The sequence below is a fragment of the Celeribacter sp. genome (assembly GCF_048270365.1).
Lineage (GTDB): Bacteria > Pseudomonadota > Alphaproteobacteria > Rhodobacterales > Rhodobacteraceae > Celeribacter.
Genome location: NZ_JBLWTA010000001.1, coordinates 497524 through 509404 on the forward strand (window position 1 = coordinate 497524; position 11881 = coordinate 509404).

General features: G+C 59.8%; 13 protein-coding genes and 1 pseudogene. 6 read left to right on the plus strand and 8 right to left on the minus strand.

Features of this window, described 5'->3' with window-relative positions:
- Positions 1–7 precede the first annotated feature (7 nt).
- Both mltG and fabF read right to left on the minus strand, forming a co-directional pair.
- Positions 8–1183: an endolytic transglycosylase MltG gene (gene mltG, locus ACN0X0_RS02440; RefSeq protein WP_417277864.1), complete on the minus strand. Its 1176-nt coding sequence runs from the start codon at positions 1181–1183 to the stop codon at positions 8–10.
- A 1-nt stretch (position 1184) separates the two neighbouring features.
- A complete protein-coding gene (fabF, locus tag ACN0X0_RS02445; protein ID WP_417263086.1) occupies positions 1185–2447 on the minus strand; it encodes a beta-ketoacyl-ACP synthase II in 1263 nt (420 codons plus the stop codon).
- 153 nt (positions 2448–2600) lie between these two features.
- On the opposite strand from fabF, the gene ACN0X0_RS02450 reads away from it, so the two are divergent.
- The gene (locus ACN0X0_RS02450) at positions 2601–3797 is read left to right on the plus strand and encodes a PilZ domain-containing protein (protein WP_417277865.1); all 1197 of its coding nucleotides are present in this window, start codon (positions 2601–2603) and stop codon (positions 3795–3797) included.
- A 109-nt stretch (positions 3798–3906) separates the two neighbouring features.
- Here ACN0X0_RS02450 and ACN0X0_RS02455 read toward each other — a convergent pair whose 3' ends face one another.
- From ACN0X0_RS02455 to ACN0X0_RS02470, 4 genes are all read right to left on the minus strand, one after another.
- On the minus strand, positions 3907–4140 hold the full coding sequence (locus ACN0X0_RS02455) for an acyl carrier protein (RefSeq protein WP_009571390.1): 234 nt from the start codon (positions 4138–4140) through the stop codon (positions 3907–3909).
- Positions 4141–4355: 215 nt separating this feature from the next.
- Positions 4356–5093 carry a 3-oxoacyl-[acyl-carrier-protein] reductase gene (gene fabG / locus ACN0X0_RS02460; protein WP_417277866.1) on the minus strand — a complete coding sequence of 246 codons (738 nt, stop codon included), beginning with the start codon at positions 5091–5093 and terminating at the stop codon, positions 4356–4358.
- An 89-nt stretch (positions 5094–5182) separates the two neighbouring features.
- Positions 5183–6112 (minus strand): ACP S-malonyltransferase, encoded by a 930-nt coding sequence (gene fabD / locus ACN0X0_RS02465; protein WP_417277867.1) that lies wholly within the window; start codon positions 6110–6112, stop codon positions 5183–5185.
- A 171-nt stretch (positions 6113–6283) separates the two neighbouring features.
- Positions 6284–6964 (minus strand): hypothetical protein, encoded by a 681-nt coding sequence (locus tag ACN0X0_RS02470; RefSeq protein ID WP_417277868.1) that lies wholly within the window; start codon positions 6962–6964, stop codon positions 6284–6286.
- A 276-nt stretch (positions 6965–7240) separates the two neighbouring features.
- Between ACN0X0_RS02470 and rpsF the strand changes: the two genes are divergently transcribed.
- Genes rpsF through rplI form a run of 3 tightly spaced genes read left to right on the plus strand, consistent with a single transcriptional unit; the run spans position 7241 to position 8469 of the window.
- Positions 7241–7597, plus strand: a complete 357-nt coding sequence (rpsF, locus tag ACN0X0_RS02475) for a 30S ribosomal protein S6 (protein ID WP_226550982.1) — start codon at positions 7241–7243, stop codon at positions 7595–7597.
- Between the two features lie 24 nt (positions 7598–7621).
- Positions 7622–7849 carry a 30S ribosomal protein S18 gene (gene rpsR / locus ACN0X0_RS02480; protein WP_005852865.1) on the plus strand — a complete coding sequence of 76 codons (228 nt, stop codon included), beginning with the start codon at positions 7622–7624 and terminating at the stop codon, positions 7847–7849.
- An 11-nt stretch (positions 7850–7860) separates the two neighbouring features.
- Positions 7861–8469: a 50S ribosomal protein L9 gene (rplI, locus tag ACN0X0_RS02485; RefSeq protein ID WP_417263091.1), complete on the plus strand. Its 609-nt coding sequence runs from the start codon at positions 7861–7863 to the stop codon at positions 8467–8469.
- A gap of 61 nt (positions 8470–8530) precedes the next feature.
- On the opposite strand, the gene ACN0X0_RS02490 is transcribed toward rplI, so the two are convergent.
- Positions 8531–9019, minus strand: a complete 489-nt coding sequence (locus ACN0X0_RS02490; protein WP_417277869.1) for a hypothetical protein — start codon at positions 9017–9019, stop codon at positions 8531–8533.
- 284 nt (positions 9020–9303) lie between these two features.
- Here ACN0X0_RS02490 and ACN0X0_RS02495 point away from each other — a divergent pair, with 284 nt between their 5' ends.
- Entirely contained in the window at positions 9304–9774 is a 471-nt protein-coding gene (locus ACN0X0_RS02495; RefSeq protein ID WP_417277870.1) for a transglycosylase SLT domain-containing protein, read from the plus strand.
- Between the two features lie 173 nt (positions 9775–9947).
- On the opposite strand, the gene tig is transcribed toward ACN0X0_RS02495, so the two are convergent.
- Positions 9948–11276 (minus strand): trigger factor, encoded by a 1329-nt coding sequence (gene tig, locus ACN0X0_RS02500; protein ID WP_417277871.1) that lies wholly within the window; start codon positions 11274–11276, stop codon positions 9948–9950.
- A 292-nt stretch (positions 11277–11568) separates the two neighbouring features.
- Between tig and ACN0X0_RS02505 the strand changes: the two are divergent.
- Positions 11569–11736: pseudogene (locus ACN0X0_RS02505) on the plus strand (transposase); the annotation flags it as partial.
- Positions 11737–11881 lie beyond the last annotated feature (145 nt).

Here is an 11881-nt window from a genome sequence, read left to right on the forward strand (position 1 = left end):
CAATGCCTTACTGGCTTGCGCGTTCCGCTTCGATCTCGCGCCATTTGGCGACATTGGCGTTATGCTCCACCAAGGTCTCGGCAAAGGCATGCCCGCCCGTGCCATCGGCCACAAAGAACAAATAAGGCGTCTCATCCGGGTTCACCGCCGCTTGCATCGCCTCAAGCCCGGGGTTGGCAATCGGTCCCGGCGGCATGCCCTCAATCACATAGGTGTTGTAGGGGCTATTGGATTGCAGCTCAGACTGACGAAGCCCGCGCCCCAAGACACCGACGCCATTGGTCACGCCGTAAATCACCGTCGGGTCCGTCTGAAGCCGCATGCCGCGACGCAGACGGTTCTCGAACACAGAAGCCACCTGACGGCGCTCTTCGGCCAGGCCGGTTTCCTTCTCGATGATCGAGGCCATGATCAGCATCTCTTCCGGCGTCTCAAGCGGCAGGCCCTCGACCCGCGTCGCCCAGACCGTGTCGATCCGCTGCTGCTGCGCCGCTTCCATGCGGGCGATCAGGTCGTCCACATCGGAACCTTCGCGCACCTCATAGCTGTCGGGCGCCAACATGCCCTCTGCGGGCATCTCATTCGTCTCGACAGAACCGGTCATGAAATCCGCCGCCTTGAGACTTTCGACGACGCGCCACACGGTCGTGCCCTCGGCCACCAAAACGCGATAGCGGGTGTCGGCTTCGGAGCGTACCTTGGTGTATTCTGCAGGAATTTCCTGAACCTCGTCACTCTCCGCGATGGGTTCGAATTCCGCGGTCTCGACATAGCTGCCGGTCTGCGGATCCAGCTCACGCACCTGAATTTCGGCGCGGTTCACACCGATGCGGTAGACCACTTCGGTGCCACAGGTCGACGCCCCGCCACGGGTGATCTGATCAATGATCTCCGCCATGGAGGCGCCTTCTTCAACAAGGAAAGACCCGGCCTTAAGCTCTTGAGATTTCTCGGTATAATCGGACCCGATGCGAAAAATATGCGGGCTGGAAATCGCACCTTGATCGGCCAGATTCTCCGACACGCGTCGCATGGTCGACCCCGACGGCACGCGCAGACAGATCGCCTGATCAAGCGGGCCTTGTGCAATAAATTCGCGCTTGCCCCAAGCCACCGCCCCCGCCAATGCGACGAGGGCGACGATGAAGAGAGTCAGCGCGTTGGAGGCGATGGATCGCCACATCTCAGCCGTCCACCTTTTTCAGAACCAGAGAGGCGTTGGTGCCGCCAAAGCCGAAGGAATTCGACAGCGCCACATTGATCTCGCGCTCGCGTTTGGCATTGGGCGCCAGATCGAGTTTGGGCTCTACTGCCGGATTATCGAGATTGATCGTCGGCGGAGCCACCTGATCGCGGATCGCCAGCACGCAGAAGATCGCCTCGACCGCACCAGCAGCCCCCAAAAGGTGGCCGATGGAGGATTTCGTCGACGACATCGTGGCTTTCGGCGCCGCATCGCCCAACAGGCGCTCAACAGCGGCCAATTCGATCGTGTCGGCCATGGTCGAGGTGCCATGCGCGTTGATGTAGTCGATGTCAGACGGTTCAATCCCGGCGCGGGCCAGAGCGGCCTGCATCGCGCGATAGCCGCCGTCGCCATCCTCAGACGGCGCGGTGATGTGATAGGCGTCACCCGACAGGCCATAGCCCACGACCTCGGCGTAAATCTTCGCCCCGCGCGCTTTGGCGTGTTCGTATTCTTCGAGCACCACAACACCAGCGCCCTCACCCATGACGAACCCGTCGCGGTCGTCATCATAGGGGCGCGAGGCGTGGCTCGGATCGTCTTTACGCTTTGTCGACAAGGCCTTACAGGCGTTAAAGCCCGCAATGCCCAACTCGCAAATCGCCGCTTCCGCACCGCCCGCGACCATCACGTCGGCATCGCCATAGCCAATGAGACGCGAGGCGTCGCCAATCGCGTGTGCCCCCGTCGAGCAAGCCGTCACAACCGCGTGGTTCGGGCCTTTAAAGCCGTAACGGATCGACACCTGACCGGAAATCAGGTTGATCAGAGAGCCCGGAATAAAGAACGGAGAAATCCGCCGCGGACCTTTTTCTTTCAAAAGCACCGCCGCATCCGCAATGGACGACAGGCCACCGATGCCGGAACCGATCAACACACCCGTGCGCAGACGGTCTTCCTCGCCTTCGGGCTTCCAATTCGCATCGGTCAGCGCCTGTTCCGCAGCCGCGACACCGAAGAGGATGAAATCATCCACCTTCTTGCGCTCTTTGTTCGACATCCAGTCCTCGGGATTGAACGTCCCGTCGGTCCCGTCGCCGAATTTCACCTCACAGGCGTAATCGGTCGCCAAATGGCTCGCGTCGAACCGCTGGATCGTGCCAGCCGCCGATTGGCCGTCCAGAAGACGCGCCCATGTTTCCTCCACACCGCAAGCCAGCGGCGAAACCATTCCAAGTCCAGTGACAACTACTCGGCGCATCCGTGCCCCCTCATTTTTCGTCTGCGTTTTCTTACACGGCTCCGCCCGGCGATGGAAGTCCGAGACGAGCTTTGCCACCAATTCGGCGGATGGTAACCAGATATTGAGGCTTGGCGGCGTATCAAGGGGGACCTGCAACCGACTGAAAGACCAATGCCACCGCGTTACCTCCCCCTGTTCGGCATCCTGCGCCTCTGCTTTGCGGCACTGGTCAGTGCGCTTTGCGTGGCCCTTCCGAACATGGCCCGGGCCGATCCGTCCTGCGGGCTCGAAGACTGGCTCACCTCGCTCAATGACAGCGCCAATTCCTACGTCGCCGCCCTTGGCAGTGCCTCCGAACACGAAGCCGCCCGACAATTTCGCACCGAAATGGAGCGCTACGACCGTGACCGGCTTTTGAAACAAATCCGCGAGGCCGATTTGGGCCAGAATGAAAAAGCGCTGATGGACTATATCTCGTCGCGACGCCATCTCCTTGATTTGCATACCGGAAATTGGCCGAAAATGGCCGAACGCTATGGTTCGGATCCGCGTTTTGGCACCCAGGCCAGCAATCTCGAACGCTACCTCACCGCCGTACCTTGCGACCCCGATGCCCCCGACCACCTCAACGCTACAGAAGAAGACGAACAAAGTTTTCTGGCGCGTCTGACCGGTGGCGTCGAAGAAATGATCTCCCTGCTCACCCCGGAAGAGGAGGCGAAACACACGCCCGAGCCCGTCGATCCGACGAATTTCGACGAATTCCGCCCTCATCCCACCCCGGCTCAGGACAAATCCACCGTCGCGCTCAGCCCCTCGGGCAACGTCGCCTTCGCTTTGGGAATTTTTACCTTTATCACCGCCATCACCTCTTGGGTCTGGATGCGCTACGGCATCGTGCAACGCCGTGCCATCCGCTATCCTTGCACCCTTCCGGTGATCATTTTTGATGGAATCGTGCCCGTCATCGGCGAATATCTCGACATCAGCCAGATCGGCGCGAAAATCGAAACCAATCTCAACCTGCCCATTCGCCAGAAGATCAAACTCACTTGCGGCCCGGTGGAGCGCAAAGCAAAGGTAATCTGGCGCAACAATCACTTTGTCGGCGTGAAATTTGACCACAGCCTGTCCGAGTTGGAAATGCGCTCGCTCCTGGGCCCCTATGCGGCGCAAATTGCCGCCGAACGCGAAGAGGCGCGTCAAATGGGTCTAGACATCCCGCTTTCATCCTATGCCCCCGACGGCTTCAAACCCGCCTCGCACCAAGACGCTGAACCCTCCGACGAAGAGGCATTTGAGCCGGATAATCCGGATCGAGAAAACAGTGAAACGGCCAAGCAAGAGCCGCCCGAAGCTGCCGCCTGACAGGCAAATAACGGCCAAAAGAAAACGGCGCCGTCCGAAGGACCGCGCCGTTTCAAATTCTGTCTCTGATCGGGCCCCGTTCGGGCGCCAAAATCCCAAAAGGGTCGGATCAGGAAGCTTCGGTGATGAACTTCACCGCGTCGCCGAAGGTCTGGATGGTCTCGGCTGCGTCGTCCGGGATCTCGATGCCGAACTCTTCTTCGAATGCCATGACCAGCTCAACGGTGTCGAGGCTGTCTGCGCCCAGATCGTCGATGAAGGACGCGGTTTCCGTCACTTTGTCTTCTTCAACGTCGAGGTGCTCGACAACGATCTTTTTCACGCGATCTGCGATGTCGCTCATGTTCTTTCCTCACAGTTTGGGGCCCGTTGCCCGCTTTCAGCTTTGGCCGCTCGGACCACTCTTTCTACATGCATGCGCCACGAGTTGGTTTCAACCCTGAACGCCCACATGCACACCGGCGTGAAATCGCCCGTGCTCAATCTGCGCTGCTCATAGCACAATCCTTCCCGGTGGCAAATGTTTTGTGACGCCACGTCCAGAAAGGTCTTATGCGCTTAGAGCATAGCCATCCCGCCATTGACATGCAGCGTCGTGCCGGTGGTATAGCCCGCCTCTTGCGAGGCCAGATACAGCACAGCCGCCGCGATCTCTTCCGGCGTGCCCATGCGCGCACTCGGGATCTGGGCGTTGATCTTGTCTTTCTGATCGTCCGTCAGCTTATCGGTCATCGCCGTCGCAATGAACCCCGGCGCCACGCAGTTCACCGTGATGCCGCGCGTCGCCACCTCATAGGCCAGCGATTTCGACATGCCGACCATGCCCGCTTTCGAGGCAGCATAGTTGCCCTGCCCCGGATTGCCGGTCGCACCGACGATCGAGGAAATATTCACGATCCGGCCCCAACGTGCCTTCATCATCCCGCGCAGCACGCCTTTGCAGAGCCGCATCGTCGAGGTCAGGTTCACGTTCAACACGCTCTCCCACTCGTCATCCGACATCCGCATGAACAGGTTGTCGCGCGTGATACCCGCGTTGTTCACCAGAATATCGACCGAGCCCATCACTTCAGCGGCCTGCTTCGGCAGCGCCTCGACGGCTTCCTTGTCGGACAGGTTGCATGGCAGCACATGCGCACGCTCCCCCAGCTCCGCCGCCAGCGCCTCCAAAGGCTCCACCCGCGTGCCGGACAGTGCCACGGTTGCGCCCGCGTCATAAAGCGCCTTGGCAATCGCACCACCGATGCCGCCGGACGCGCCCGTGATCAGCGCATTTTTACCAGTCAGATCAAACATTTCCATTTCCTCCGAAGCTTACCGCTTCTTTTGTCCATAAATATCCCGGGGTGAACCGCGCCCATCGGCGCGGTGAGGGGCAGCGCCCCTTACCCTTTGAGTTTCGCGATGTCTTCAGGCGTGCCCGCGGCGCTGCAGGCGATGGATTTCTCAATCCGCCGCACCATGCCGGACAGTGCCTTGCCCGCGCCGATTTCCCACATCTCGGTGACGCCCTCGGCAGCCATATAGGCCACAGATTCGCGCCAGCGCACCGACCCCGTCACCTGCTCGACCAACAACGCCCGGATCAGTGCCGGGTCGGTTACGGCAGAGGCCCGCACATTGGCCACCAAAGGCACGGCAGGTACGTTAATCTCCACATCGTCCAAAGCCTCGGCCATCACATCCGCCGCAGGCCCCATCAGCGCGCAGTGGAACGGTGCAGAGACCGGCAAAAGCACCGCACGTTTCGCGCCTTTTTCCTTGGCGATCTCAACGGCACGCTCCACGGCGTCTTTATGACCAGAGACCACAACCTGGCCCGGATCGTTGTCATTCGCCGCCTGACACACCTCGCCTTGCGCCGCCTCTTCCGCCACCTCTTTCACGGTCGCGAAATCCAGCCCCAGCAAGGCCGCCATGGCGCCCACGCCCACCGGCACAGCCTTTTGCATCGCTTCGCCACGGGTGCGCAAAAGCCGGGCGGTGTCCGCCACAGAGATCGCGCCCGCCGCCGCCAAAGCGGAATATTCACCAAGGGAGTGCCCCGCCACAAACGCCGCATCCGTCACCGCAAAGCCTTCGGCCTCCAGCGCCCGCATCGCCGCCAAAGAGGTCGCCATCAGAGCCGGCTGAGCGTTTTGCGTCAGCGTCAGCGTCTCGATCTCACCCTCCCAGATCAGCGAGGACAGGCTTTCGCCCAATGCCTCATCGACCTCGTCGAACACGGCTTTCGCCGCAGGATAGGCCTCGGCCAGAGCCTTGCCCATGCCGATGGTTTGGGCGCCCTGCCCCGGGAAAACGAATGCGCGCGTCATGCTCGCCCCTCCAGCTGTCTCAATGTTGCAGACGGGTCTAACGGTCTCGCGCGCAGGCGGCAAGCCCGACATGGCTCCGACCGGGGCCAGCATGGGCCAGACTGAGACCCAACGTCACTCTGCCCGCCGCGCCCACAGACCGACAAAGCGCAACAAGCATTGATCGCGAGATCAGCGCAGCGCGCGAGGAAGCGCTTTGATGGTCGCCTTGCGCGACAGAGGACGGCGACGCCCCTCAGTGGCCGTGGCAGGCATCACAGGCCCCTCAGACACCGAAGCCTCGTCCCGCAAATCCGAGTTCAGATCATACCAAAGTTCCCGCAGCACCTCTTCCCGGCCCTCAAACAGCGTCTCGACCTCGCCTTGCGTGCCAAACCGCACATCCAGATGCGTCGCCCGCCCCGGCACAGGGCCGCGGCGCACGAAAACCGATCCGATCTCGTCAAAGCCGATCACCGTATGCAACCGCGTCTCGTCACGCCGATTCAGCCAAACGACCCGAAGCTGATTGCGTTGCAGATCAACCTGAACCTCCCGACGAAGGCCCCGCTCCGCCATATAGCCAAGGGTCAGCCCCATGACCCCAAGGAACACCGTCAGCCCCAGCTTGATGCCCAAAAGCCCAAGCGCAAAACTCGCCCCGGGCCAGAGCCACAGAGCCGCCATCGCCAGAAAGGCCAGAAATGACAAGACACGCAAGCCAAGCTCCGCACGCGGCCGCATCGTGCAAAGCCCGTCCTGCTGCGAGAGGCTGTAACCCCAGGCTGTCTCACGCCGAAAAATCGTACCCTTGTCTTGCAATTTCGGAGCGTGCGCGCCCGCGTCATGGTGCAGTTTCGAAGACAGATTCATTGCCTTCATCCTTATATTCTTCTCATCCATAGGTTGTAATGTTGGTTAATGTGGGCAGGAATGTGACCGGCTTACGGTGATTTTTTGCGGCCCATCAAAGCTCCGTTCCCATCCGCCTTGGAAAGCCGGAGTTTATCCTTGAACCAAAGCCCGAAATGCGTATAAGGGCACATCCTTTCGCAAGACACTTATGAACCGCGCAGTCTCTCGTGGTCGGGCCGCGAAAGGCCGAATTGCCCGTCCTATGAAATGCGCTTGAAATGAACTGGAGCACCCATGCCGCTTTACGAGCATGTCTTCATTGCGCGTCAGGATCTGTCCAACGCGCAGGCCGAAGGTCTCATCGAACATTTTGGCACCGTCCTCGCCGACAACGGCGGGAAACTCGTCGAGCACGAGTACTGGGGTGTCAAAACGATGGCCTACAAGATCAACAAGAACCGCAAGGGCCACTACGCCTACCTGCGCACCGACGCCCCGTCGGAAGCCGTGCAGGAAATGGAACGCCTGATGCGTCTGCATGACGACGTGATGCGCGTCCTGACCATCAAGGTCGACGCCCACGAGGAAGGCCCCTCCGTACAAATGCAGAAACGTGACGACCGCGAAGAGCGCCGTCCGCGTCGCCAGTAATCTTGTTTGGAAAGGACCTAACCTATGGCCGCTAAACCGTTTTTCCGCCGCCGCAAAGTCTGCCCGTTCTCTGGCGACAATGCTCCCGCGATCGATTACAAAGACACCCGTCTTCTGCAGCGCTACATCTCAGAGCGCGGCAAAATCGTCCCGTCCCGCATCACCGCAGTCTCTGCGAAGAAACAGCGTGAGCTGGCCCGTGCCATCAAACGCGCTCGCTTCCTCGCCCTGCTGCCCTACGCCGTGAAGTAAGGAGTAAGCACATGCAAGTTATCCTTCTCGAACGCGTGGCCAAACTCGGCCAAATGGGCGATGTCGTGTCCGTCAAAGACGGCTACGCCCGCAACTTCCTGCTGCCGCAGGAAAAAGCGATGCGCGCCTCTGAAGCGAACATCAAAGCTTTCGAAGCTCAAAAAGCGCAACTCGAGGCCCGCAACCTCGAGACCAAGAAAGAGGCCGAAGCTCTGGCCGCGAAACTCGACGGTCAGAAATTCGTCGTGATTCGCTCTGCCTCCGATGCTGGCGCTCTCTACGGTTCCGTCACGCCCCGTGACGCCGCAGACGCCGCCACCGAGAATGGCTTCTCCGTCGACCGCAAACAGGTCGCTCTGAAAGCCCCGATCAAAGAGCTTGGCCTGCACGAGCTGCACGTCATCCTGCACCCGGAAGTCGAAGCCACGATCATCCTGAACGTCGCTCGCTCCGTCGAAGAAGCCGAACTTCAAGCCGAAGGCAAATCCATTCAGGAGCTCGCCGCCGAAGCCGAAGCCCAGGCCGAATTCGAGATCGCTGAATTGTTCGACGACATCGGCTCCGCCGCGTCCGACGACGACGACGATCTGGCCGAAGTTGCCGAGACCGAAGAAGAGTAATCTTCTTTCTCTCGCAAAATTCAAAAAGCCCCGCTCAGCGGGGCTTTTTCTTTGGCCTCACCTACATCTGATGATGATCACAGGTGACATTCGGATTAAAAGGCATCGCCTCGCCCATCGGATTTTCACGAAACAGCCAAATGTGCTGGTCATAATGCGGCATGAAGCCATGCGCCTCATCCGCCGGTGTCTCAGGGTTGTCGGCCATATGGTCCCACATACGCCCGTTCATCATCGGCGCCTCCTCATGACCAGCCGCTTTCCATGCTGCCTCAAACACCAGATTTTCGATCCCGACCAGTTCCATCGTGCCATCCGCTTGTGGCTCATAGAGCAAAATCGCCGGTTTCATAAAATCCGTATGCGTCCCCATCCCATCGACACGATCACCGGACGGGGCCAGAACAAGCATCCCCGGATGAAGATAATGCACCCCCATCCCGCCCCACTCTGCAGGGAGACCTTCCGTCGCCGCATGAACACATTGCCCTGATGGATCGAGGATATAGCCCTCAGCGAGCGCGACTTCGACGTCCTTATACTTTTCCACCGCGCGTCGAGATCCTAGGTCTCGACGCGGCCATCCCCGCGGCACCGCATAAAGCGACGAAACCGGCGGCAAGTTTTGTGCATATTGTCATGACTTTTCCCCTCCCAAAGACGACGAGAGGCCAAGGCCCCCGCCCTTCCCCATGCTGCGCGGCTCAGCGAGTCGTCACAAGTTGGCCGTTTCAGCAGGTGCTCAGCGGGGTTTTGCCGAGTGGACTCACAACAGCTTGGCAGAGACCTGTGAACATGATCAATAAACGCAGTTGAATTTTCAAAGAGCTCCTCATGACCGCAGTCGCCCGCCGGACCTTCCTTCTGTCTGCCCTCGCCCTCGCCGCCTGTGGCAACAAAACCGAAGTTTCCCGCAACCGCCCCTTCGATCCGCCGCTCTACCCCAATGAGACGCCGGAACTGCGGGCGCTGATCAACAAATGGGCCGACCACTACGAGATTCCGCGCGAGCTGATCCACCGTCAGGCGGTGCGCGAAAGCACCCACCGCCCCTGGGCGCGCAACGGACCCTATTGGGGCCTGCTGCAAATCCTGCCGCAAACCGCCCGCACCATGGGACACCGAGGTTCGGCAGAAGAGCTTTTGGACCCAAATGTGAACCTCGAATACGCGGGCAAATACCTGCGCGGCGCCTATATGGTCTCCGGCGGCGACATCGACAGCGCCATGGGCTGGTACGCGCGTGGGTATTATTACGAAGCCAAGAAACAGGGGCTTCTGTATGAGACGGGGTTGCGCAGCTAACCCTTTCTTTTGTCTGGACATATCGGGTGAGCACAACAAGGGGGCAGAGCCCCCTTTTTCTTTGCCTGAACCACATAAAAAAGGCCGCCTCGTTTCCGAAGCGGCCCTCTGTCCCTCGCTCTTTGGCGAGACCGTAGTGCGGCAGACCCGGTCAGGCCCTGCCGCCTCGGCAGTTATTCGTCGTCGAGGCTCTCGACAGCTTTTTCCAGCTCTTCTTTCGAGACTTCTTTCTCGGTCAGTTGAGCGTTTTCGGCGATGTAATCGACCACTTTGTCTTCGAACAGCGGGGCCTGAATCTGCTGACGCATCTGCGGGTTTTGCTGAACGAATTCAAAGAACTGACGCTCCTGGCCCGGGTACTGACGCGCCTGCATCATGACCGCTTGGGTGAACTCGGCGTCGGTCACCTGGATCTCTTGCTTCTGACCGATGTCGGCGAGCAGGAGGCCAAGGCGCACGCGGCGTTCGGCCAGTTTGGTGTGCTCTTCAGTGGTTTCGATTTCCGGGTGATCGTGGCCTTGCACGTCCGGGTTTTCCTCGTGCCACAGCTGGTGCGCGATCTGGTTGGCTTCGGCTTCCACCAAGGACGGCGGCAGGTCGAAGGACACAACTGCGTCGAGCTGGTCCAGCAGGCCACGCTTCATCACTGCGCGGGCGGCACCGGCGTATTCGGCCTCGAGGCGTTCAGCGATCTGACCTTTCAGAGAGGCGAGGTCTTCGGCGCCAAATTTTTTCGCCAGTTCGTCGTCGATGGCGGAATCAGCCGGGGCTTTGACCGCTTTGACTTTGCATTCGAACACGGCGTCTTTGCCGGCCAGGTTCTCTGCGCCGTATTCCTCGGGGAATTTCACTTCGACGTTCTTCTCGTCGCCCGCTTTCAGGCCCACGAGCTGCTCTTCGAAGCCCGGGATGAAGGAGCCGGAGCCCAGCACCAGCGGGTAGTCTTCTGCGGCACCGCCGTCGAAAGCTTCGCCGTCAACTTTGCCGAGGAAGTCGATCACGACTTGGTCGCCATCGGCGGCCTCGCCGTCTTTGTCCTCAAAGTTCTGCGCGGTGGCAGCCAAGTTTTTCAGAGCGTCAGCGATCTCATCTTCGCCCGCTTTGACAACGAGCTTCTCGAGCTTCACGCCCGACAGATCGGCTTCCGGGATCTGCGGCAGGGCTTCGTAGGACATGGTGACGACGACATCGTCGCCCTCTTTCCACTCTTCGCCGCCTTCCATGGTGACATTCGGCTGCATCGCCGGTTTGTCGCCAGAGGCTTCGAAGTGATCGTTCATCGCGCCATCGACAGCTTCCTGCATGGCTTCGCCAAGGATACGCTGGCCGAATTGCTTTTTCAGGAGCGCCATCGGCACTTTGCCTTTGCGGAAACCCTTCATCTCGACTTCGGGCTGGGCTTCCTTGAGCTTGGTGTTGACTTTCTCGTCAAGCTCAGCGGCGGTGATGGTGATCTGATAGCCGCGCTTCAGACCTTCGTTCAGGGTCTCGGTGACCTGCATCTTGGCGTCCTTTTTACGTTCTTACGTCTCTTCCGGCCGCTGGACCGCGACCTGATAAATCAGACGCTCTTCTAGGGGCAGAATCCCTATCGCGCAAGGCTATTCCACCTGCATTTACGCCTGTCTTCGAGCAATTCCCCTTGCGATGCCCCGTTCCGGGGAACGGACCATGCCAAATTGAGCTACCCCCAGAAAATCGGACACTGACGTAAGCTACGATTTGTTGTCTGCTGATCTTCGACGAGAAGGAGAATGAGACCTTGTCCGCCATTGGTCCGAGGACAATGGTCGAATGATGTCGAAACGGAAGCAGCATTCGCCTGAGTTTAAGGCGAAGGTGGCGCTTGAAGCGCTGAAGGGAGAACAGACGGTGGCCGAGCTGGCGAGCCGGTTCGGGTTTCACCCGACGATGATCCACACCTGGAAGCGGGCGTTGCTTGAAGGCGCATCCGGCGTGTTCGAACGTGGTCGGGTAATCCCCCCCGATCTTAGGTGGATGCGGAAGTAGAATTTTCTCGGCAGGATGAACGAGGAGCTTCCGATGAAGAAGACACGTTTCACTGAAGCGCAGATCATGGGCGTGCTACGCCAGATGGAGGGCGGCG

Coding starts and splice junctions, on each gene's coding strand:
- rpsR (WP_005852865.1), top strand. CDS start 7,622: ATGGCCGCTAAACCGTTTTTCCGCCGCCGCAAAGTCTGCCCGTTCTCT.
- rpsF (WP_226550982.1), top strand. CDS start 7,241: ATGCCGCTTTACGAGCATGTCTTCATTGCGCGTCAGGATCTGTCCAAC.
- fabG (WP_417277866.1), bottom strand. CDS start 5,093: ATGTTTGATCTGACTGGTAAAAATGCGCTGATCACGGGCGCGTCCGGC.
- rplI (WP_417263091.1), top strand. CDS start 7,861: ATGCAAGTTATCCTTCTCGAACGCGTGGCCAAACTCGGCCAAATGGGC.
- tig (WP_417277871.1), bottom strand. CDS start 11,276: ATGCAGGTCACCGAGACCCTGAACGAAGGTCTGAAGCGCGGCTATCAG.
- ACN0X0_RS02455 (WP_009571390.1), bottom strand. CDS start 4,140: ATGAGCGACATCGCAGATCGCGTGAAAAAGATCGTTGTCGAGCACCTC.
- fabD (WP_417277867.1), bottom strand. CDS start 6,112: ATGACGCGCGCATTCGTTTTCCCGGGGCAGGGCGCCCAAACCATCGGC.
- ACN0X0_RS02450 (WP_417277865.1), top strand. CDS start 2,601: ATGCCACCGCGTTACCTCCCCCTGTTCGGCATCCTGCGCCTCTGCTTT.
- ACN0X0_RS02470 (WP_417277868.1), bottom strand. CDS start 6,964: ATGAATCTGTCTTCGAAACTGCACCATGACGCGGGCGCGCACGCTCCG.
- fabF (WP_417263086.1), bottom strand. CDS start 2,447: ATGCGCCGAGTAGTTGTCACTGGACTTGGAATGGTTTCGCCGCTGGCT.
- ACN0X0_RS02495 (WP_417277870.1), top strand. CDS start 9,304: ATGACCGCAGTCGCCCGCCGGACCTTCCTTCTGTCTGCCCTCGCCCTC.
- mltG (WP_417277864.1), bottom strand. CDS start 1,183: ATGTGGCGATCCATCGCCTCCAACGCGCTGACTCTCTTCATCGTCGCC.